General features: G+C 65.4%; 21 protein-coding genes. 8 read left to right on the top strand and 13 right to left on the bottom strand.

Annotated elements, in window-relative coordinates; genetic code table 11:
• The first annotated feature begins 159 nt into the window (after window positions 1-159).
• Window positions 160-1578 carry a UDP-N-acetylmuramate:L-alanyl-gamma-D-glutamyl-meso-diaminopimelate ligase gene (mpl, locus tag DTW89_RS12400; RefSeq protein ID WP_114656174.1) on the top strand — a complete coding sequence of 473 codons (1419 nt, stop codon included), beginning with the start codon at window positions 160-162 and terminating at the stop codon, window positions 1576-1578.
• Window positions 1579-1632: 54 nt separating this feature from the next.
• Here mpl and DTW89_RS12405 read toward each other — a convergent pair whose 3' ends face one another.
• From DTW89_RS12405 to DTW89_RS19995, 8 genes are all read right to left on the bottom strand, one after another.
• On the bottom strand, window positions 1633-1944 hold the full coding sequence (locus DTW89_RS12405; protein ID WP_024812853.1) for a hypothetical protein: 312 nt from the start codon (window positions 1942-1944) through the stop codon (window positions 1633-1635).
• A gap of 210 nt (window positions 1945-2154) precedes the next feature.
• Complete coding sequence (locus tag DTW89_RS12410) at window positions 2155-3276, bottom strand: 3-deoxy-7-phosphoheptulonate synthase (protein ID WP_114656175.1); 1122 nt, start codon at window positions 3274-3276, stop codon at window positions 2155-2157.
• Between the two features lie 270 nt (window positions 3277-3546).
• Window positions 3547-4083: a hypothetical protein gene (locus tag DTW89_RS12415; protein WP_114656176.1), complete on the bottom strand. Its 537-nt coding sequence runs from the start codon at window positions 4081-4083 to the stop codon at window positions 3547-3549.
• Between the two features lie 103 nt (window positions 4084-4186).
• A complete protein-coding gene (gene tldD / locus DTW89_RS12420; protein ID WP_114656177.1) occupies window positions 4187-5671 on the bottom strand; it encodes a metalloprotease TldD in 1485 nt (494 codons plus the stop codon).
• Window positions 5672-5756: 85 nt separating this feature from the next.
• A complete protein-coding gene (locus DTW89_RS12425; protein WP_024812857.1) occupies window positions 5757-6092 on the bottom strand; it encodes a YegP family protein in 336 nt (111 codons plus the stop codon).
• A gap of 112 nt (window positions 6093-6204) precedes the next feature.
• Window positions 6205-7377, bottom strand: coding sequence for a rod shape-determining protein RodA (rodA, locus tag DTW89_RS12430; RefSeq protein ID WP_114656178.1), 1173 nt, complete (start codon window positions 7375-7377; stop codon window positions 6205-6207).
• A gap of 57 nt (window positions 7378-7434) precedes the next feature.
• Window positions 7435-8637, bottom strand: a complete 1203-nt coding sequence (locus DTW89_RS19990) for an HDOD domain-containing protein (RefSeq protein ID WP_330863501.1) — start codon at window positions 8635-8637, stop codon at window positions 7435-7437.
• On the bottom strand, window positions 8634-9872 hold the full coding sequence (locus tag DTW89_RS19995; RefSeq protein WP_330863502.1) for a protein kinase domain-containing protein: 1239 nt from the start codon (window positions 9870-9872) through the stop codon (window positions 8634-8636). Before DTW89_RS19995 ends, DTW89_RS19990 begins: the two co-directional genes overlap by 4 nt.
• Window positions 9873-9989: 117 nt before the next feature.
• Here DTW89_RS19995 and DTW89_RS12440 point away from each other — a divergent pair, with 117 nt between their 5' ends.
• Entirely contained in the window at window positions 9990-10574 is a 585-nt protein-coding gene (locus DTW89_RS12440) for a YqiA/YcfP family alpha/beta fold hydrolase (protein ID WP_114656179.1), read from the top strand.
• Window positions 10575-10583: 9 nt separating this feature from the next.
• Here the strand turns inward: DTW89_RS12440 and DTW89_RS12445 are convergent, their stop codons facing one another.
• Window positions 10584-12197 (bottom strand): Wzy polymerase domain-containing protein, encoded by a 1614-nt coding sequence (locus DTW89_RS12445; protein ID WP_114656180.1) that lies wholly within the window; start codon window positions 12195-12197, stop codon window positions 10584-10586.
• 176 nt (window positions 12198-12373) lie between these two features.
• Between DTW89_RS12445 and DTW89_RS12450 the strand changes: the two genes are divergently transcribed.
• From DTW89_RS12450 to DTW89_RS12465, 4 genes are all read left to right on the top strand, one after another.
• Window positions 12374-14446 carry a ribonuclease catalytic domain-containing protein gene (locus DTW89_RS12450; RefSeq protein ID WP_114656189.1) on the top strand — a complete coding sequence of 691 codons (2073 nt, stop codon included), beginning with the start codon at window positions 12374-12376 and terminating at the stop codon, window positions 14444-14446.
• Window positions 14443-15327, top strand: coding sequence for an energy transducer TonB (locus tag DTW89_RS12455; RefSeq protein ID WP_114656181.1), 885 nt, complete (start codon window positions 14443-14445; stop codon window positions 15325-15327). The genes DTW89_RS12450 and DTW89_RS12455 overlap by 4 nt, the downstream gene beginning before the upstream one ends.
• Window positions 15328-15424: 97 nt before the next feature.
• Window positions 15425-16261 (top strand): shikimate dehydrogenase, encoded by an 837-nt coding sequence (gene aroE / locus DTW89_RS12460; RefSeq protein ID WP_114656182.1) that lies wholly within the window; start codon window positions 15425-15427, stop codon window positions 16259-16261.
• Between the two features lie 13 nt (window positions 16262-16274).
• Window positions 16275-17009: a transglycosylase domain-containing protein gene (locus DTW89_RS12465; RefSeq protein ID WP_024812865.1), complete on the top strand. Its 735-nt coding sequence runs from the start codon at window positions 16275-16277 to the stop codon at window positions 17007-17009.
• Window positions 17010-17106: 97 nt separating this feature from the next.
• Here the strand turns inward: DTW89_RS12465 and DTW89_RS12470 are convergent, their stop codons facing one another.
• Both DTW89_RS12470 and DTW89_RS12475 read right to left on the bottom strand, forming a co-directional pair.
• A complete protein-coding gene (locus DTW89_RS12470; RefSeq protein ID WP_114656190.1) occupies window positions 17107-17583 on the bottom strand; it encodes a ribonuclease HI family protein in 477 nt (158 codons plus the stop codon).
• A gap of 53 nt (window positions 17584-17636) precedes the next feature.
• On the bottom strand, window positions 17637-17885 hold the full coding sequence (locus DTW89_RS12475) for a DUF3297 family protein (RefSeq protein ID WP_024812867.1): 249 nt from the start codon (window positions 17883-17885) through the stop codon (window positions 17637-17639).
• 274 nt (window positions 17886-18159) lie between these two features.
• On the opposite strand from DTW89_RS12475, the gene ruvC reads away from it, so the two are divergent.
• Complete coding sequence (ruvC, locus tag DTW89_RS12485) at window positions 18160-18708, top strand: crossover junction endodeoxyribonuclease RuvC (protein ID WP_024812868.1); 549 nt, start codon at window positions 18160-18162, stop codon at window positions 18706-18708.
• Between the two features lie 210 nt (window positions 18709-18918).
• Here ruvC and DTW89_RS12490 read toward each other — a convergent pair whose 3' ends face one another.
• Window positions 18919-19404, bottom strand: coding sequence for a CZB domain-containing protein (locus DTW89_RS12490; protein ID WP_114656184.1), 486 nt, complete (start codon window positions 19402-19404; stop codon window positions 18919-18921).
• A gap of 198 nt (window positions 19405-19602) precedes the next feature.
• Here DTW89_RS12490 and DTW89_RS12495 point away from each other — a divergent pair, with 198 nt between their 5' ends.
• Window positions 19603-20634, top strand: a complete 1032-nt coding sequence (locus tag DTW89_RS12495) for an LLM class flavin-dependent oxidoreductase (protein ID WP_114656185.1) — start codon at window positions 19603-19605, stop codon at window positions 20632-20634.
• Window positions 20635-20667: 33 nt separating this feature from the next.
• On the opposite strand, the gene DTW89_RS12500 is transcribed toward DTW89_RS12495, so the two are convergent.
• The gene (locus DTW89_RS12500; protein WP_114656186.1) at window positions 20668-21417 is read right to left on the bottom strand and encodes an SDR family NAD(P)-dependent oxidoreductase; all 750 of its coding nucleotides are present in this window, start codon (window positions 21415-21417) and stop codon (window positions 20668-20670) included.
• Window positions 21418-21578: the final 161 nt, after the last annotated feature.

Here is a 21578-nt window from a genome sequence, read left to right on the forward strand (position 1 = left end):
TCATCGCCATGGCGTTCCTGATCGCCGGCAAACTTACCCACCTGCCGGGCAATCCTCTGCTAAAAGCAAGGGCCTGACCATGGACTCAGTGGGGAATGTTGTACGCCACCCGAAATAGAAGAGAACCCCTTTTGTGCTTGAACCTTAGAATCTGCGCCCATGCACATACACATACTCGGGATCTGCGGCACGTTCATGGGGGGCTTGGCCGCACTGGCGCGGGAAGCAGGGCACAAGGTTACTGGCTGCGACGCCGGTGTTTACCCACCCATGAGCGATCAGCTGCGCGCCTTGGGCATCGAGCTGATCGAAGGGTTCGGAGCAGACCAGCTGGCGCTGCGCCCCGATGTGTTCGTGGTGGGCAATGTGGTCAGCCGCGCCCGGCTGGCCGACGGCAGCCCCAAGTTTCCGCTCATGGAAGCCATTCTGGACGCCGGCCTGCCCTACACCAGCGGCCCGCAGTGGCTGGCCGAACAGGTGTTGCAGGGCCGGCACGTGCTGGCTGTGGCGGGAACCCACGGCAAGACCACCACCACGTCGATGCTGGCCTGGATTCTGGAAAGTGCCGGACTGCAGCCGGGCTTTTTGATTGGCGGCGTGCCACTGAACTTCGGGGTGTCTGCCCGCCTGGACGCCACGCAGCGTCCCATCGCAGGCGAAGGGGCGCTCGACACCCGCCCGCTCTTTGTCATTGAGGCCGACGAGTACGACACCGCCTTTTTCGACAAGCGCAGCAAGTTCGTGCATTACCGCCCGCGCACGGCGGTGCTGAACAATCTGGAATTCGACCATGCCGACATCTTTGATGACCTGGCCGCCATCGAGCGCCAGTTTCACCACCTGGTGCGCACCGTGCCGCCCTCGGGTCGCATCGTGGTCAACGGGCTCGAAGAAAGCCTGGCCCGTGTGCTGCACACCGGCTGCTGGAGCACGGTGAGCAGCTTCGGTGCCGCAGTGAGCGATTTTTCTGCCGTGGGCGACCCGCAGGATTTTGACGTGCTGCACCAGGGTGCTGCGGTAGCGCGCGTGCAATGGAGCCTGACGGGCGTGCACAACCAGCTCAATGCGCTGGCAGCGATTGCAGCGGCCCACCATGTGGGCGTGCCCGTGCCGCAGGCCGCACAGGCGCTGGCCAATTTTCAGAATGTCAAACGCCGCATGGAATTGCGCGGCACCGTCAACGGCATCGCGGTGTACGACGACTTTGCGCACCACCCCACCGCGCTGCGCACCACACTGGATGGCTTGCGCCGCAGCCTGGGGGCCGATGCACGCATCCTGGCGGTGTTCGAGCCGCGCAGCAACACCATGAAGCTGGGCGCCATGAAAAGCCAGTTGCCCTGGGCGCTGGAGAACGCCGATCTGGCCTTTTGCCACACGGCCGGGCTGGACTGGGATGCCGCCGAGGCCCTGGCGCCGTTGGGCGTAGGCCCCGGCCAGCGCGCACAGACCGCGCCAGACATCGACACGCTGGTCAGCCAGGTGCAGCAGGCCGCAAAGCCGGGCGATCACATCGTCTGCATGAGCAATGGTGGCTTCGGCGGGGTGCACGACCGCTTGCTGCGTGCACTATCATAAATATAGCTACCACCGCTTATCAGATAAGGGCTAGCGGCTATTTTGACCTGATTTTCAGAAGGACACAGCCATGGCTGGCACGTCCACCCGCACCACGGGTTTGGCCAGCGCAGCACTGGCGGCACGGGCAAAGTCGCGCGACCACACGGGATCGTTGAACAACGCGGTGCCTGCGGCAAGCGCCACGGTCAAGACCTTGTCGGCCAGCAACACCTTGCCGCTGGCGCGCAGGGGTTCGCAATCGAGGGCCGTGAACTGATCGTCCAGCCAGCGACGCCCGCCTTCATGCGTCATGGGCTCCTGGCCCTCCAGGTCAAAACGGAATTCCTGGTTTCCAGTCAGTTGGACCGACACTTCGCTGTGCATGATGCTTGCCTTTCTGGCGCAATGGGGATGCAAGGGCCGGGGCGGCACACCCGGTGCGCCCCGCCAAAGGTTTGAGCTTACACCGCCAAAGCAGTGCTGCGTTACGCGGATTTGCCCTCGGTCGCCTCCCGTCGTTGGGCTGTGGAACCCCCTTGCCAAACCACTGGGTGGGGCTCCTTTACGGGCAATCCGGCGGCATGCCGATTGGCGTCAGAGCGCACGCCGGGCCACCACGGCCGCCGAGAGTTCGGCCAGCGACTGCAGCGAATCGTCCCAGCCAAGGCAGGCGTCGGTGATGCTTTTTCCATACTCCAGCGCGCCGGGGACGTCCTTGCCAGGCGAGAATTTCTGCGCACCGGCGTTCAGGTGGCTCTCGATCATCAGGCCGAATACGCTGCGCGAACCGCCCGCGATCTGGGCTGCAATATCCCGCGCCACATCGAGCTGCTTTTGGTGCTGCTTGCTGCTGTTGGCGTGGCTGCAATCGACCATCAAGGTGGCGGGCAGGTGGGCGGCTTCAAGGTCCTTGCACGCTGCGGCGACGCTGGCGGCATCGTAATTGGGGGCCTTGCCACCACGCAGGATGACGTGGCAGTCCTTGTTGCCCTTGGTGTTGACGATGGCCACTTGGCCATTCTTGTGCACCGACAGGAAATGGTGGCCCCGGCTGGCCGACTGGATAGCGTCCGTGGCGATGCGGATGTTGCCATCCGTTCCATTCTTGAATCCAATGGGCGCAGACAGGCCCGAGGCCAGCTCGCGGTGCACCTGGCTTTCGGTGGTGCGTGCGCCGATGGCTCCCCAGCTAATGAGGTCGCCAATGTACTGGGGCGAGATCACATCGAGAAACTCGCTGCCCGCCGGGATGCCCAGGCGGTTGATCTCGATGAGCAACTGGCGCGCAATGCGCAGGCCTTCGTCGATGCGATAGCTCTCATCCAGATAGGGGTCATTGATCAGGCCCTTCCAGCCCACCGTGGTGCGGGGTTTCTCGAAATACACGCGCATCACGATCTCCAGCGTGTCTGCGTACTGGGCACGCACGGCAGCCATGCGACGGGCATATTCCAGCGCCGCCGCGGGGTCGTGGATGGAGCAGGGGCCAATCACCACCAGCAAGCGGTCATCCTTGCCCGCCATGATGCGGTGGATGTTCTTGCGGGTCTGGGTGATCAGCGCTTCCACCGGCGTTCCGCTGATGGGGAAAAAGCGGATCAGGTGTTCGGGAGGTGGCAACACGGTGATGTCCTTGATACGTTCGTCGTCGGTCTGGCTGGTTTTCTCGACGCTGCGGTACCAGGCATCGCTGGCAGGGGTGGCGTGGGCCGTCATGGTTGCTTCCTCGTGGATTGAAATGGGAGAAGGTCAGAAAAACAAAAACCGCCGGGCTTTACAGCGTCGGCGGTTGGTATGGGGAGGTTTGTGGGCTTGCGCGCTGTCCTCTCATCCGCCGGGGACTGAGATCCAAAACCAAAAATAAAACGCGCTGCGTACTTGCATGTGAATCAATGTAGCACAGTGTTTGTCGCAGCGCAGCAAGCCCGGGGCATTGTGGCGCGGCGGCAACTGTGCGCGTGGACTGCAAAAACTGGCGACAGTCAGCTATCGCCGCAGGCGCCCAAACCAGGCCCGCACCCGCTGCCAGCCCGACAGCCGCTGTGGCAATGCATCGGGCAAATCGCTTTGCGGACCACTGTCGTGCTCGTACATGTCGATGAGCAGCAATGCTTCACCCAGCGTGCGCCAGGCGAGCAGCTCAAACTGGCGAAAGCAGGCGCTCTCGCGCGCGCTGTGGCGCTCCAGCGCCTGCTGCCATGCGGCGACGGCGTCACGCAACTCCCGCAGCGCGCGCTGGTAAGCGCCAAACTCGTACAACGCATGCCAAGCAGAGCCCAAACCCGTGAGGAAAAGCTGGTGCTCGCGTGCGCACTGGGCCAGTTCCACCACGCGGCGGGTGATGGCACCGGCATCGGCGCCGGATCGGCGCAGGCGCGTCGCCTCCTCAATGTGCATCGACAGCGCCCCCAGGCTGTCCCGCAACTGGCGGGAATCCTCGTCCGCCACGCCTTCACGCAGAAAACGGCTGATATCGCCAAATGACTGGAGTGTTTGCTGCAAACTGGAAAGCGACGCAGGCATGGTGTGATTGTGCGCCCGCCTCTTCAGGCTGTCGCCCCCCGCGTGGTCCGCCGGGTGCCACGATGTGCCCAGGCAACCACCCGCGGCGCCGCCCGCGTGGGCTTCAGGCCGTACCGCCGACCGTCAGCCCGTCGATGCGCAGCGTGGGCTGGCCCACGCCCACAGGCACGCTCTGGCCTTCCTTGCCGCAGGTGCCCACGCCGCTGTCGAGCTTCATGTCGTTGCCGATCATGCTGACGCGCTTGAGGCAATCGGGACCGCTGCCCACAATGGTCGCGCCCTTTACGGGGTAGAGAATTTTGCCGTTTTCCACCCAGTAGGCCTCGCTGGCCGAAAAAACGAATTTGCCGGACGTGATGTCCACCTGCCCGCCGCCAAAGTTGGTGGCATACAGGCCCTTCTTGATGCTGGCCACGATTTCCTGGGGGTCCTTGTCGCCGCCCAGCATGTAGGTGTTGGTCATGCGCGGCATGGGAATGTGCGCATAACTCTCGCGCCGGCCGTTGCCGGTGGGCGCCACGCCCATGAGGCGGGCGTTGAGCGAATCCTGGATGTATCCCTTCAGGATGCCGTCCTCGATCAGCACGTTGCGCTGGCTGGTGTTGCCCTCGTCGTCTACGTTGAGCGATCCGCGCCGATCGGCAATGGTACCGTCGTCGAGCACCGTGACCCCTTTGGCCGCCACGCGCTGGCCGATGCGGCCGCTGAAGGCGCTGGAGCCCTTGCGGTTGAAATCGCCCTCCAGCCCGTGGCCGATGGCCTCGTGCAGCAGGATGCCGGGCCAGCCGGGGCCCAGAACCACCGTCATCTCGCCCGCTGGCGCGGGGCGCGACTCCAGATTGACCAGGGCCGCGTTCACCGCCTCGTCCACATACTGGGCAATTTGCTCGGTATCGAAATACGCCAGACCAAAGCGACCGCCGCCACCGGCCGAGCCCATTTCACGGCGACCGTTTTGCTCAGCGATCACGGTAACGGACAGCCGCACCAGCGGCCGCACATCTGCCGCCAGCGTGCCGTCGGCACGGGCCACCAGCACCACGTCGTATTCGCTCGCCAGGCCAGCCATGACCTGGGCCACGCGCGGGTCCTTGGCGCGAGCACGCTGCTCCACCTGCATCAGCAAATCCACCTTGGCCGTGCTGTCCAGCGTGGAGATGGGATCCACGCCAGGATAGAGGCTGCGACCATTAGCTACTTTTTTAGGAGCTACTCGCGCACGACCTGCCTGGGCTACAAATGAAATCGACCGTACAGTTCGCGCCGCGTCAAGCAACGAGGCTTCAGAGATGTCGTCGGAATAGGCAAACGCCGTCTTTTCGCCGCTGACGGCGCGCACCCCTACGCCCTGGTCAATCGAGAACGAACCCGTCTTGACGATGCCCTCTTCTAGGCTCCAGCCTTCACTGCGGGTGTATTGGAAATACAGGTCGGCGTCGTCGACCTGGTGGGTGCGAATTTCCGCCAGCGCACGCGCCAGATGACTTTCGTCCAGACCAAAAGGCGTCAGGAGCAACTGGCGAGCAACGTCAATGCGTTGCAGGGTGGGCGCGCGCTGGGGCGCGGCAGAGGGGGAGCGTGAGGACATGCGGCCATTTTAGGCGCGCCGCCCTGCCCCAGGCGGAGCTGGGGCGCATACCCACGCGGCGCGCCACCCCACCCCTGCGGCGAAATCAAGCCGTCTGATCGTCTGTCACCGCCCCGGGGGCGTTGCTCTTGACCGATTCGATGCCGTCATCCCGGGCCTTTTCGCCCGAGAACATCTGGCTTTGGCCAATGACCTGACCGTTGCCTGCCTTGAGCGTGTAATAGGGCGATCCATCCTTGGCGCTCAGCCGCCCATAGCGGCCATCGTCGGGAGCGTTTTTCTTGACGGATTCAATGCCATTGAGCGCGCTGGCCTTGGAGTCGTAAAGTTCGCTGGTCAAAATGACCTTCCCGTTGTCAGCCAGCAGATTGAAGACGAACTTGTCGTTTTTGGATTTTTTCAGCTCAAACCTAGACGCCATGGGAAGTACCTCCGGATAAATGCCAAAACACAGTTGGCACCCGGGTTGTAACCCGCAAGCCCCCATCGCGCAAGATGGATGCGGGTAAACGGGCAAACGATGGAGGCGGCGGTCAAAGCGCCGGCCGCGCGTCCTTGGGATCGAGGTGCTGGGCCCGCGCCACCGACATCAGAATGCCCAGCGCCAGCCCCAGCGTGACCATGGCCGTGCCGCCATAGCTGATGAACGGCAGCGGCACGCCCACCACTGGCAAGATTCCGCTGACCATGCCCATGTTCACAAAGGCATAGGTGAAAAAGATCATCGACACCGCTCCCGCCATGAGCCGCCCGAACAAGGTCGTTGCGCCCACGGCAATCGCCAGCCCACGCCACACCAGCAGCAAAAAGCACACGATCAAGAACAGGTTGCCAGCAAGGCCAAACTCTTCCGAAAAGGCCGCAAAGATGAAGTCGGTGGTGCGCTCGGGAATGAACTCGAGATGGGTCTGCGTCCCCGCCATGAACCCCTTGCCAAAAATGCCACCCGAGCCAATGGCAATCATGCCCTGGATGATGTGAAACCCCTTGCCCAGCGGGTCCCGCGACGGATCGAGCAACGTGCAGATGCGCTGCTGCTGGTAGTCATGCAGGATAGACCAGCGCACGCCTTCGGCACACAGTTGGGGCTCCAGCGACACCAGCAGCAAGATGCCCACGGCGCCCAGCAACACCGGTGGCAGCACCAGCTTCCAGGACAGGCCAGCAAAAAAGATCACTGACAGGCCCGCCGCCAGCACCAGCAGCGAGGTGCCAAGGTCGGGTTGCTTCATGATCAGGCCCACGGGAATGGCCAGCAGCAACCCCGCAGCGGCAAAATCCAGCGGCCGCAGTTGCCCCTCACGCTTCTGGAACCACCAGGCCAGCATCAGGGGCATGGCGATCTTGAGGATCTCGCTGGGCTGGATGACAATGCCCAGGTTGATCCAGCGCTGGGCCCCTTTTTTGGTAATGCCAAACAGGGCCACCGCCACCAGCAGCGCCACCCCCGCGGCATACAGGGGCACGGCAAAGACCATGAGCTTTTGGGGCGGCACCTGGGCCACCACGAAAAGAATGGAGCCGGCAATCAGCATGTTGCGCGCATGGTCGGCAAAACGCGAACCATGGTCGTATCCCGATGAATACATGGCCAGCAGCCCGGCGCTGGCCAGCACGGCCACCACCAGGACGAGCGGCCAGTCAAACCCCTGAAACAGGGGCACGAAACGCTGGGCGATAGAGGGCTTGTCAAAAACGGCGGCCATGGCGCAATTATCGGGCCCGGCCGGCCAGCCGGGCACATCCGGCGCGCACAGGCCGCATCAGCCTGCCTGGCGAAAGGCCATGACGGCCTGGTTGCGCAGGGTGCGCAGCAACCCCAGCACCTTGTCATCCACCACGATGCCCCCGGGCGCTGACTGGTCGGCATAGATCAGGGCGAACGGTTGTCCCTTGATCTGCAGGGGCAGCAACAGGAAAGCCGGTGCATTGATGCCCTGCACATACCACTGCGGCAGGCGCGCCTGCATACGCGCCTGCGTGGCGTCGTTGATCAGGGTGTCGGCACCACGCACGCAGACCGCTGCAAACAGGTCGCCGGGCGTTTTCAGTGGCACCTTCATGGCGCGCACGGCGCTTTCACTGTCTTCGCCGAGGCCGAAGCGCCCCGTCAGCAGGTCGGTGCGTGCCTCGCGCAGGCAAAAAACCATGCGCCGGAAACCCAGGGCACGGAACATGGTTTCCAGGATCATGCGCAGCACGTCATTGAGCTGGAAGTTCTCCACCATGGCGTTGGTGATGTCCTGGATGCCCGCCGCCAGCACTTCGTTGACCTGGGCCACCGACACCGTGCCTGCGGCCTGCGACTCCAGCACGGCGGGCAGGGGCTGCGGCTCAGCAGCGCGCAACTCCAGCAGGGCCAGCGCGTCTTGCGGCACGGCGGCATCTGCCTGGGGCGTCGGCAGCGTCAGCAGCCGGGCCGCTGCGGAGCCCGGCGCCACCTGCAGATCCAGCGCCTGGGCCAGCGACACCAACTTGTGGCGCGCGCGCAGGGTGGCCTCGGCAATGGCCTCGGGCGAGAGCGCCAGGGTGCGCGCATAGCGTGCGGCGGTCTGCTGCAGCCGGTCCTCCGTCTGCGCATCACCGCTGTGCAGCAGCGTGGTGGCCACCTCGTTGGCCGCCATGGCCACCCAGCGCAGACGCTCCACACCCTGCTCGGCCGAGCGCATCGGGGTTGCCCCCATGGGCTTGCGCATGCAGCGCTGAAGGCTTTCGGGCAGCCCCCACACCCGCGCCACGCCAGCACCAAGGTCTTCAAAACCCAAGCCCAGCACCTGCACGGCGGCCGATTCCTCACCGCCTTGCAGCCGCCCCGCCGCCACCACACTGCGCACCTGCTGCGCTTCCTCAGGGAAATAGAACTCACACAACATGCGCCCCAGGTTCTGGAACATGGCGCCAATGAAGGCTTCCTCAGCCACCTGCCCCGGGCTGCACAACTCGGCCGCGACGGAACCCGCCATCATGGCGCGCAGGAATCCTCGCGCATCTGGCTGGCATGTGCCTTGTCTTCCATGTGGTCCAGCAGCACCAGGCTGAGCGCCATGTTGCGCACAGCATTGAACCCCACCAGGCTGACAGCGCGCGACACCGTGCTGATCGTGCCGCGGCTGGCGTGCGCATAGTGCACGCTGTTGACCAGGCGCAGCAGCTTGTTGGTCAGCGCCACATCCTTGAGGATCTCGTGCGTCAGGTCGCTGATGCTGTCGTCTTCGGAATTGGCCACCCGCTGGATGCGGGCCACCGAGTCCGAGAGCGCAGGAAAATCGCTTTTGTGGCGCATGCGCCGCAGCAAAAAATCGAGGGTGGCATTGCTGGCGGCAGTGGGGGCGCTGACGGGTGCCGCCCAGGCGCGCAAGGCGTCGCGAAAATCCCCGGCCGTGGCATACCGCGCCCCCGGGCTGCGTGCCAGAGCGCGCTGCACTACGGCGCGGAAGGCGCCATCCACTCCCGGGCCCAGGTCGTCCGGCAGGGTCGCAAATTCGTTGGCGCCGCGGTACAGCGCCTGCCAGGCATCTTGCCGGGGCATCAAGGGGTGGCCCGTGAGCAGCTCTACCAGCACGAGCGCGGCCGAATACACATCCATCGCGGGCGACGGTGCAGCGCCCCCGGCGGACTCGGGCGCCAGATAGGACGGCGTGCCGACAACCCCTTGCGCGCTGGCCGCGGCCTGCACGGGCGCTGCCGTTCCAAAATCCATCACCCGCGCATGGCGCTGGTTGTCCACCATGACATTCGACGGCTTCAGATTCCCGTGCACGATACCGGACGCATGGGCAGCCTGCAGGCCTTCCAGCACATCCACCATCAGCGCCACGGCCTCGTGGGGAGCGCACCGTCCCTGCTGCGCCAGGTGTTCTGCCAGGGTGCGGCCCGGCACATACTCGAACACGATGTAGGGCTGGAGCCCCTGCACGTCTACTTCGAGCATCGGCACGATGAAGGGATGGGTCAGCGCCGCCACATGGCGCGCCTCGCGCAGCCACTGATCCAGCGCTGAAGCATCCTCGGGCTGCACCGCAGGCATGAGCTTGATAGCCACCTGGCGCTGCAGACGCGGGTCAAAGGCCAGCCACACGCTGGTCTGGGCGCCCCGCCCAAGCTCGCGCAGCAGTTCAAAACGGCCCAGCGCAGGGGGCGGCTTGTCCCCTGCCCCCAATACCAGGCGTTTGGCGGTGGAAAGCGGGGCAAAATCAGACATGGTGTGCGCAGGCGAATTGGGCGCCGCACGGCGTGGCACCCCAAGGCACCCATCTTATGCTGGCGTCACGCCCGCCAAAGGCAGTAATAGCCCTGCCTCCACCCCACCGAAATCGCCATGATCACCACGCACCTGCTGTACCTGCACGGCTTTCGCTCTTCCCCCCAGTCGGCCAAGGCACGCCGGATGGCAGCTTACGTAGCGCAGCACCATCCTGCGGTGCACTGGTGGTGCCCCCAGTTGCCGCCCTCGCCCCGCGCCGCCATGGACCTGGTGGCTCAAGGCATTGCCACCTGGCCACGGGCCACCATGGCCGTGGTGGGCTCGTCGCTCGGGGGGTTCTATGCCAGCTGGATCGCGCGCCACACGGGCTGCCCGAGTGTTCTGCTCAATCCCGCTGTCCACCCCGCGCGGGATCTTGCGCGCCATATTGGAGAGCAAACGGCGTGGCATGACCCGGCCGAGCGTTTTTTCTTTCTGCCCGAATACATTGCCGAGCTGCAGGCGCTGTCCGCAGAGCACACCCTGCCCGTGGGTCGCGAAATGGCCATCATCGCCAAGGGCGACGAGGTGCTCGACTGGCAGGAAATGGTGGCACGCTACCCTGCCGCCCAGCAGACGCTGCTGGAAGGCGGCGACCATGCACTCAGTGACTTCGAAGACCACCTGCCAGCCGTAGCGCAGTTTCTGCAACTGGCATAGGCCAAAGGTTCATTGCGGCGTTGACGAGGCGAGGCTCTGGGCGCGCGCCCAGCGCGCATGGTCCTCGGGGTAGGCCACGCGGTAGCGCCGTAGCTGGAACGCCACCTCATCGTCCCGCCCCAGCAGCAGCGCGCTTTCTATCAGTTTCTCGATCACGCGGGGTTCGGGTGAAAAATGCAGCAGCTCCGTGGCCAGCGTATGGACCTGCGACGCATTCTCGCGCGTCAGCGCGGTGGTGGTCAGCAGCGCAAAATCCACATGGTCGGTGAACAACGGGGTGCCGGACACCTTGGCCAGGGTCTCCCCCTGGTAAGACGGCGCCCGAAATGCCATGGGTCGGTAGAGCTGGCTGACGCGGTAGTAGTCCCAGGCAATGCCTGCACCCAGCACGCCTGCGGTCACCCAGACCACCGCAGCACCGCTCAAAAGTGCCGGCGAACGCACCCAGCCCAGCAGCGCCCGCCGACATAAAAGGGCCAGCGCCAGCACCGTGACCAGCTGGAAAGGGCCGTACCACAGGGGAAACTCCAGCATGCTGTGCAGGCCAATGATGGCCAGCACCCCCCAAGCCAGCTGGCGCACCGGATCGGTCTCGCACCATGGCCGCGAGCGCACCACCCAGGCCAGCACAGCGGCGCATGCCAAGGCAGCCACCGGCAGGCCCAGCTCTACCGCCAGATGCAAAGGCAGGTTGTGGGCGTTGTCCAGCAGCACAGAAAAGCGCTCGCCCGGAAACAGGGTGATGTAGTGCGCATAGTCCAGTTCACCCCAGCCCCAGCCCGTCCAGGGCTTCTGGGCAATCAGATACAGCACGTTGGCCCATAGCTCCCGCCGGCTGCCCATGGACTGCGGATCGCTCGCGAGCCGGGCAAACACCCCATCGGTGGTAAAGCCCGTCCAGTCCAGCAAGAGGGCTGGCAGCATCCAGCCTGCCAGGGCATAAAGCAACAGCCCGATCACCGCCAGCCCCACGGCCAGGCGCCCACTGGTGCCACGCCAGAGCATCAGGAGCACAATCATCAGCACCCACTGTAGCGCCCCCGTGCGCGATGCCGTGGCCGCGCTGCCCGCTGCCAGCAGCGTGAGCGCCCACACCAGCAGCAGGCCCACCAGCCAGGACGGCCATGCACGGCCCCCACCCAGCAAGGCACGCTGCAGGGGCGTTGCCGACGCTCCACTTTCGGCGCCCATGCGCGCCTGCATCTGCACCACCAGCCACAGCAGTGCCCACACGCCCAGGCTCATCAACGATGCCTGCTGGTTGCGCTGGCGCAGGTTGCCGATGGCCTGCCCCGGCTCGGAAGGCTGCACCCAGGGCGCCAGTCCGGGGTCGCCCAGAAAATACTGCAGCAACCCAACCACCCCCCCCAGCAGGGCCGCCAACAGCAGGCCCACGGCCAGCTGCGATGCCACAAAAACACGGCCGTCGGCCGCAAGGGCCGCACCCGGCAAGCGGCGCAACCGCCAGGCCCGGCACACCACCACCAGCGCCAGCACAGCGCCGCAAGCCCACGCAGCCACCAACGGCCAAAAATTGGACGAGGGTGGGTGGGAATACGAAAAAAGAAACGGCAAGGCCACTGCCAGCAGGGTCAGCGGTGCAGCAATGGCATCCAGACGCATGTCAATACAACCAGGGCACGGTGGAAAGCCACGGATCATAGGTGCACACCCGGGCATCGCCCTCAGAACCTGCACACCTTCGCACCCTGGTGCGTGGGCTGCACCGCGCCGCACACCTGAGCAGGTCCGGGCGCACCAATAATCCGCACCGCCGCGCCCATGGGAGAATGCCGCCCATGCACGCATTGTTTGAAGAAGCCGGCAAATTCATGGCCGGTCGCATCCTGTCCGAAGCTGAAAGCTCGGCCCAAGTCGAGCTCGATTCGGGCAAGCGGGTCAAGGTCAAGGCCGCGAACCTCCTGTTGAAATTTGAGAAGCCCGCGCCGTCGGAGCTGATGGCCCAGGCGCAGGCGCTTGCCCAGACCATCGAGCTGCCGCTGGCCTGGGAATTCGCCCCCGAGGACGATTTCGGTTTTGCCGACCTCGCCCGCGACTATTTTTCGGACAACGCCACGCTGACCCAGCAGGCCGGTGCGCTGTTGGCCCTGCACGAGGCGCCGCACTACTTTCGCCGCGCCGGCAAGGGCCGCTTCAAGAAGGCGCCCGCCGAAATCCTGCAACAGGCGCTGGCCGCCATTGAGAAAAAGAAACTGATCGTGCAGCAGATCGCCGATTGGGCCGAGGCACTGGGTCGTGGCGAATGCCCGCAACCCATCCGCGAGCAGCTCTACAAGATACTGTTCCGCCCCGACAAGAACGCGCCTGAGTACAAGGCCGTGGTCGAGGCCAGCCGCGCCACGCACCTGGCGCCGCTCGATCTGCTGCAAAAGGCGGGCGCCATCGATTCGGCCTACCAGTTCCACTGGAAGCGCTTTCTGTTCGACAACTTCCCCAAGGGCACGGGTTTCCCGCAACTGGCAGCGCCGCAGCCGCCCGAAGACCTGCCACTGGCCCCGGTGCAGGCCTACTCCATCGACGACTCGCAGACCACCGAAATCGACGATGCCCTGTCGGTGCAGGGCCTGGGCACGGGCAGCGTGGTGCTGGGCATCCACATTGCCGCCCCCGGCCTGGCCATCGTGCCGGGCACACCGCTGGACCAGTTGGGCCGCAGCCGCCTGTCCACCGTGTACATGCCGGGCTACAAGATCACCATGCTCCCAGACGAGGTGGTGCAGATCTACACGCTGGACGAAGGCCGCGCCAACCCGGCGGTGTCGCTGTATGTCACGGTGAACGAAGCCACGCTGGAGATCACCGGCACCGAAACCAGGCTGGAGCGCGTGCCCGTGGTGGCCAACCTGCGCCACGACCAGCTCGACCACATCGTCACCGAAGCCTGGCTGACCGACCCATCCATTCAGATAGAAAACACCCCGCAGCGCTTACTGGATGTGCGCGACCAGCTATCATTTTTGTACCGCCTGGCCAAAAGCCTCAAGGCCCAGCGCGAAGTGGTGCGCGGCAAGCCCGAAAACTTCAACCGGCCCGACTACAACTTCCGCCTGGTGGGGAACGACAAGGCCGAACCCAACGGCTCGGAAACCGTGCAGATCACCACGCGCCAGCGCGGCGCACCGCTCGACCTGATCGTGGCCGAGGCCGCCATCGTGGCCAACAGCACCTGGGGCAGCTGGATGGCCGAGCTGGGCGTGCCCGGCATCTACCGCAGCCAGGCCAGCATGGCGCCGGGCGTGAAGGTGCGCATGGGCACCAAAGCGCTGCCGCACGCCGGCATTGGCGTGAAAAGCTATTCGTGGGCCACCTCGCCCCTTCGCCGCTATGTCGATCTGGTGAACCAGTGGCAGATCATTGCCTGCGTGCGCAATGGCAAGACGGCGGCCCTGGCGGCCCCCTTCAAGCCCAAGGACGCCGAGCTGTTCTCCATCATCAGCAGCTTTGACGCGGCCTACAGCGCCTACAACGGCTACCAGGCCGGCATGGAGCGCTTCTGGACGCTCAAATACGTGGAGCAGAACGGCATCACTGAGCTCAATGCCACCGTGTTCAAGGAAGGCCCGGGCGGCAGCTTTCTGGTGCGGGCGGACGAACTCCCGCTGGTGTTTCCCGTGCTGGGAGCGCAAAACCTGCCGCGTGGCGCGCGCCTGAAGGTCAAGCTGGGCGAGGTGGACGAGATCACGCTGGACCTGCACGGCACCGTGATCGAGCGCCTGGACGATCCCGATGACAGCAGCGACGACGGCCCGGTCGAGGACAGCGAGGACGACGAAGCCGTGGCCGGCCCCATCGCCATCGCCGTCGATGTGAACGAGGCCGAGACCGCCAGCCCCGAAAATCCAGCCCCGTGAAACCCCAGCCATTCCTCTCCCGCTTCACCACGCTGCAGCTCACGCTGGGCATTTCGGTGGCGCTGCACGCAGCGCTGCTGTCAGTGCGTTTTATCGACCCCGAAGGCTTCAACCGCGTGTTCCAGGACACTCCGCTCGAAGTCATCCTGGTCAACGCCAAGTCCAGCGAGCGGCCCGATAAGGCCCAGGCCATTGCCCAAGCCAACATGGCCGGGGGTGGCGAGGCCGACAAGGGCCGGGCCACCAGTCCCCTGCCCTATTCGGCGCTCACGGCCGTGGGCGACGATTTTGAAGAGTCGCAGCGCAGGCTGGACACCCTGCAAGAGCAGCAAACCCAGTTGCTGGCCCAATTGCGCAAACAACTGGCCAGCCTGCCCGAGCCCGATCCGCGCAAGCCCAGCCAAAGCGGCAGCCAGGCCGCCGAAGAGGAAAAGCGCCGCCAGCTCGTGAAGCTGCTGGCCGAGATTGAAAAGCGCATCAACCAGGAAAACGCGCGCCCCAAGAAACGCTACATCAGCCCCGCCACACGCGAAGAGGCGTATGCCGTTTATTACTCGGCACTGAGCAGCAAGGTCGAGGACAAGGGCACCGAAAATTTCCCCGAGCAAGGTGGTCGCAAGCTGTATGGCGAGTTGACGATGATCCTCACTGTCAACCACGATGGCCGCTTGCTTGAAACCGAGGTCGTGCAGGGTTCCGGCAACCCAACACTGGATCGGCACGCCCAGGCCATTGCGCGCGCCGCTGGCCCGTTCGGGCACTTCAATGCCGAAATGCGCCGTAAATACGACCAGCTCGCCATGGTGGCGCGCTTCAAGTTCACGCGCGACCAGACCCTCGAAACCAATCTCGAAGCCAACCCTGCAGGCCGCAGCCCCTGAGTAACAACCTGCGACGGCCTTGATCGGCCCGCGGTGGCCGCTGGCATCACGGACAACACCGCGCCCCGCTCGCCCTCTTTCCTTCACACCGCGTTCCATGAGTTCTTCCGCTGACCTGTATTGCGTGATGGGCAACCCGGTGGCGCACAGCCGCTCGCCCGCCATCCACGCCCGTTTTGCCGAGCTGACCGGCGAGCACCTGGTGTACGAGCGCTGCCTGCTGCCCATCGACGGCTTTGCCCAGGGCGTGCGCGACTTCATCGCGCGCGGCGGGCGCGGCTGCAACGTTACCGTGCCCTTCAAGATCGAAGCCGCCGCCCTGGCCACGCACCGCAGCGAACGCGTGCAGTTGGCGGGCGCCGCCAACACCCTGGTGTTTGGCCCCGACGGCATCCACGCCGACAACACCGACGGCCTGGGCCTGGTGGCCGACATCACGCGCAACGCCGGTCTGGCACTGGCCGGGCGCGACGTGCTGCTGGTGGGCGCCGGTGGTGCCGCCGCCGGCGTGCTGGGTCCCCTGCTGCAGGCGGGCGTGCGCCACATCACCGTGGCCAACCGTACGCTGGCCCGGGCCCAGGCGCTGGTGCAGGCCCATGCCGGCCTTGCATCGCTACAAAAAGCAGAGCTACTTGCGCTTACGCCACAAGCGCTAGAGGCCAATTTTGACCTCATCATCAATGCCACCGCCAGCAGCTTGGCGGGAGACGCCGTTCCTGTGCCCGCCCATGTGCTGCGCACCGGCAGCATGGCCTACGACATGATGTATGGCCCGGCGGCGCAAGGCTTTCTTGACTGGGCGCGCCAGAACGGCGCCGTTCCCCGCGACGGCCTGGGCATGCTGGTGGAGCAGGCCGCCGAGGCGTTTGCCCTGTGGCGCGGCGTGCGCCCGCCATCGGCGCAAGTGCTCAAAGAACTGCAGGCCACGGTGTGAGCGGGTCACCACCATGAAAGCTCTATTGCGCTGGCTGGGCCTGGTGGTCATTGCCGTGGTGGCGCTGCAGCTGTTCTTTGTGGCCCGCATCGCAGCGATGGCCGTGGTCGCCCCGGAATCCACTGCCTTTCAGCGTTCCGAAATCTGGACGCAGCTGGCCAGCAAGGGGCAGGTGCGCTGGCGCCAGCAGTGGATGCCCTACACCCAGATTTCCGATCACCTCAAGCGCGCCGTGATTGCCTCGGAAGACGACAGTTTCGTCAACCACGACGGCGTGGACTGGAACGCCATCGAAAAAGCCTGGGAACGCAACGCCCAGGCCGAGGCGCAAATCGCCAAGGCCCAGGCCCGGGCGCCCGACAAGCCCGTGCGCGCACCCAAGATCCGTGGCGGCTCCACCATCACGCAGCAACTGGCCAAGAACCTGCTGCTCTCGGGCGAGCGCACACTGCTGCGCAAGGGCCAGGAGTTTGTGCTGGCATTGCTGCTGGAGCAACTGCTCAGCAAGCAGCGCATCCTGGAGATCTACCTCAACAGTGTGGAATGGGGCGACGGGGTGTTTGGCGCCGAGGCCGCAGCCCAGCATTACTTCAAGAAGCCGGCCGCACGCCTGTCACCGCAAGAGGCCGCACGCCTGGCCGTCATGCTGCCCGCGCCCAAGCGCTTCGAAAAGACGCCAGGCTCGGCCTACCTGGCGGGGCGCACGCGCACCATCGTGGCCCGCATGGGCAGCGCAGAGTTGCCCTGAAAAGGCGTAAAGGCAAGCGCCAGCACCGACGACTCACCGCAAGTGCAGTGCGCCCCAACCGGAGCGCCCCGTGGGCCCGGGGTGGCGCAACCGGTGCCTATTTCTTGCTTTTGCGCCGCTTGCCGAAAGCCTCGGCGGGCGGCTTGGGCGCGCACCCCAGCGCAGCGCGGGCCAGGGCGTCGGCCTCTGCATTGCGGTGGCGCGGAATCCACTGCAGGCTCACCGCCGCAAACGACTGCAGTTGCGTGCGCGCCTCATCGAACAGGTCTTGCAGCCGCGCAATCGGCGCCACCGGCGTGCCGCCGAGCTGCTCCACCAAAATGCTGCTGTCGCTGTACACCCGCAGCGCCGTGGCACCGCGTGCCTGCAGCTCGCCCAAGGCCAGCATCAGCGCCCGCAACTCGGCCTCGTTGTTGCAACCGGTGGTGTGGGTTGCCTGCGCCAGCGTGTGGCGGGTGCCGTCGGGCGCACAAAGCACCACGCCCAGCCCCATGCGGCCAGGGTTGGGCATGGCGCTGCCGTCGCAGTAGATGATCCAGGGGCTGACCGGGGTGGATTCGGCCACCGGATGCATCGCGCGGGCCGCACCGTCCACGCCACCGGCGGGTGCCGTGGCGGGCATCGCCATCAACGGTAAAACGCTTCCACCTTGCCCTTGAGCTTGATCAGCAGCGGCTTGCCCTTGCGATCAAGCGTCTTGCCTGCGGGCACCTTGACCCAGCCTTCGCTGATGCAGTATTCCTCGACGTCGAAACGGTCCTTGTCGTTCAGGCGGATGCCGATGTCGTGCTCGAAAACGGCAGCCACATGGTGCGGGCTGCGCGGGTCGATGGACAGGTGGTCGGGCAGCGGGGGAGCGGTATGGGCTTCGGTCATGAAAATCTTTGAAGGGATGAATGCAGGAAAGCAGCGATTTTCCCGGATTTGGCCGGGCCTGGGCCGGCTGGCCCACCCTTTTCGGCGGGCCAGCAGGCGCCACGCGGCTGCGGCACCGGACCCGTATCATCGCCCCACGCCGGCCCTGCTGGATTCGTGGCTTTGGGCCGGGCCTGTTTTTCACTGCCTCGCGTGCGTTGGCCCTCTGATTTTTAGACAAAACGGGCTGTAGCGCTTATCGAATAAGCGCCAGCAGCTATCTATTACATAGCACATGAGAATTCTGGGAATTGACCCCGGCCTGCAGACCACGGGCTTTGGCCTGATCGATGTGGACGGCCACCGGCTGAGCTATGTGGCCAGTGGCACCATCCGCACCACCGCGCTGGCCCTGGGTGACCTGCCTGGCCGGCTGAAAGTGCTGTTCGACGGCATCAGCGAGGTGGCGGCGCGCTACCAGCCCGACGTGGCCACCGTCGAGATCGTCTTCGTCAACGTCAACCCCCAGTCCACCTTGCTGCTGGGCCAGGCGCGCGGCGCCGCCATTACCGCCCTGGTGGCCAGCAACCTGCCCGTGGCCGAATACACCGCGCTGCAGATGAAAAAGGCCGTGGTCGGCCATGGCCGCGCCGCCAAAAACCAGGTGCAGGAGATGGTGCGCCGCCTGCTGCAGCTGCCGGGCCTGCCCGGCACCGACGCCGCCGATGCGCTGGGCATGGCCATCACGCACGCGCACGCGGGCGCGGCCATGGCCCGGCTCGGCGAAGCGGCCACGCTGCAGCGGCGCCAGCACGCGATGTACAAGGGCGGGCGCAGTTACTGAACAGGCCCCTGCCGCAGCCCGGGGCGTTGTGCCCCTGCGGAACGCAGGCCATCGCCACAGCCCTCGGCACAGTGTCAAGGCACAGCCCTGCCAGACATTGCCAGCCTCCAGACGAACCGCAGGAGCAGATCCTGCCTTGCCTGAACCATCCGTCGCCCGCTGCAACACCGACGCCGCCGTTGAGGGGGCCATGGCACCTGACGACAAGGCTTATTGCCCCATCCCCCGCTTGAGTTCTTTGAGCAGCAACAGCACCTGGTTGGAGGCATGGCGGCAGCGGCCGTTGAGCAGCTGAAGGGCCTGGGTCTGGTCTCCCGCCTGAAAGCAGGTGATGACGGCGGCAGCCTGCTGGTGGAAATACCGGTGGCGCGCCACCAGCATGCCAAACGCCGGGTAATGCCCCAGCCGCGCCTGGCCAGTGCCGTTGAGCCACCGGCCCAGGTCGCAGCGGTCGTCCTGGCAAATGCGCTCGGGGCGCGTGACCTCGCTGGAGCGGCCATGCACCATGTCCTGCAACTGCAAACGCCAGCCTTCGTGGCTGATGATCGCCGCGTCGATGTCGATTTCGGTCATCAGCATGGAGGCGTACTCTTCATCCAGCACCAGTTCGCTGCCGTTGTCTTCCACGGCCCAGGTGGTTTCGGGGCTGGAGGAATCCTGCTCACGAATCCTGAAAAATCGACTGAAAAAACCCATGTTTCCCCCAATGCAAGGTGTCGGCCACACATCGCGCCAGGTTCGGCGGCAATGGATTTGAAACATTTTGTTTGCCCGCCGGTGTTTTGGCTACCAAAAATGACACCTGCGTCGCACCGGCGGCCGACGACCTTGCACAAAGACCCGGCTCCCGCAGCAGCGGCAGCAGCCATTGCGCGCCGCGCCGACAATCGGGCCATGACTACCACCCCACGCCCCGCTCTTTCCATGCTCGATCTGGTCGCCGTGCGCGAAGGCGGCACCGTCGCCCAGGCGCTGCAGATCGCCCTGCGCACCGCGCAACACGCCGAATCGCTGGGTTTCAAACGCTATTGGCTGGCAGAGCACCACAACATGGCCGGCATTGCCAGCTCGGCCACCGCCGTGCTGGTGGGACACATTGCCGGGGGTACGCAGCGCATCCGCGTGGGCTCGGGCGGCGTGATGCTGCCCAACCATGCGCCGCTGGTGGTGGCCGAAGCCTTTGGCACGCTGGCCGAGCTCTACCCCGGCCGTATCGACCTGGGCCTGGGCCGCGCGCCCGGCACCGACCCCACCACCATGCGCGCGCTGCGCCGCAGCCGCGTGGAGACGGCCGACGACTTTCCGCAGGACGTGGCCGAGCTGCAGCGCCTGCTGGCTCCCGCCGAGCCGGGCCAGCGCCTCATTGCCATGCCCGGCGCGGGCACCAACGTGCCCATCTGGCTGCTGGGCTCCAGCCTGTTTTCGGCGCAGCTGGCAGCCGAACGCGGTCTGCCCTATGCCTTTGCCTCGCACTTTGCGCCGCGCATGCTGCACCAGGCCATTGACCTGTACCGCAGCCTCTATCGCCCGTCTGCGGCCTGGCCCAAGCCCTATGTGGTGATTGGCGTGCCCCTGATCGCGGCGCCCACCGACGCGGAGGCCGAGTTTCTGGCCAGCAGCACCTACCAGCGCGTGCTGGGCATCCTCACAGGCGACCGCAGCCGCCTCATGCCGCCCATCGAGAACTATGCCGCGCGCCTGCAGCCGCAAGAGCGCGCCGCCATTGGCGACTTTCTGGCCGCCGCCGTGATCGGCGGGCCCGACACCGTGCGCGCCGGCCTGGCCCACCTGCACAAGGCCACGAGCGCCGACGAACTGATGCTGGTGAGCGATGTGTTCGATCCGGCGCTGCGCCTTCGGTCGCTGGATATCGCGGCCCAGGCGCATGCCGCGATGGCAGAGGGCAGCGAAGCCGTGAACGCCTGAGCGCTTCTCGGCGCCCTACCGGCTAACGGCACATCACCGCGCCAGGTAGCCGCCATCCACGGGGTAGTAAGCCCCGGTCACGAACGACGCCTTGTCGGACGCCAGCCAGGTCACCAGCTCGGCCACCTCTTCAGGCCGGCCCAGGCGGCCAATGGGGTGAGCGCTCACCAGCATGGCGTTGACACCAGCGTCCTGCTCCAGCCCGCTGATCATGGGCGTATGGATGAAACCGGGGCCCACGGCATTGATGCGTACGCCCTGTGCGCTGTATTCCAGCGCCGCTGCCTTGGTCAACCCCAACACGCCGTGCTTGGCGGCGGCGTACGCAGGCGAGGTGGCAAAACCCACCGCGCCCAGAATGGACGCCATGTTGATGACAGAGCCGCCACCATTTTTCAGCATGGCGGCGATCTGGTATTTCATGCCGTAAAACACGCCCGAGAGGTTGATGTTGATGACCTGATCCCAGCCGTCCAGCGGGTAGTCGGCCGTAGGCGCCTGCGGGCCACCAATGCCGGCGTTGTTGCACGCCACATCCAGGCGGCCATAGTGGGCCACCGTGCGGTGGACCAGTGCCTCGCAGTCCGCAGGCTTGCCCACATCGGCCGCGACAAAAATGGCATCTGCCCCGGCGGCACGCACCAGGGCGGCGGTTTCCTCGCCCGCCTGCACATTCACGTCCGACACCACCACTTTGGCACCCTCGTGCGCCCACATCAGCGCAACCGCACGCCCGATACCCGACGAAGCACCCGTGACCAACGCCACCTTGTTCTTCAGCATGAAAGGCTCCTTGTTCAGAACATCTGCAACCCGATGCCGCAGATCTCTTTTCATTCTGCGCGCCCAGTGCGGCGCTGTCTTGACCTGAGTCATCGCCGTGGCGCCACCACAGTGCGTCGGCCAAGGCAGCAGCGAGCCGCTACCATCACGGGCCGACGAAT

The sequence above is a fragment of the Acidovorax sp. BoFeN1 genome, from assembly GCF_003345135.1.
Lineage (GTDB): Bacteria > Pseudomonadota > Gammaproteobacteria > Burkholderiales > Burkholderiaceae_C > Acidovorax > Acidovorax defluvii.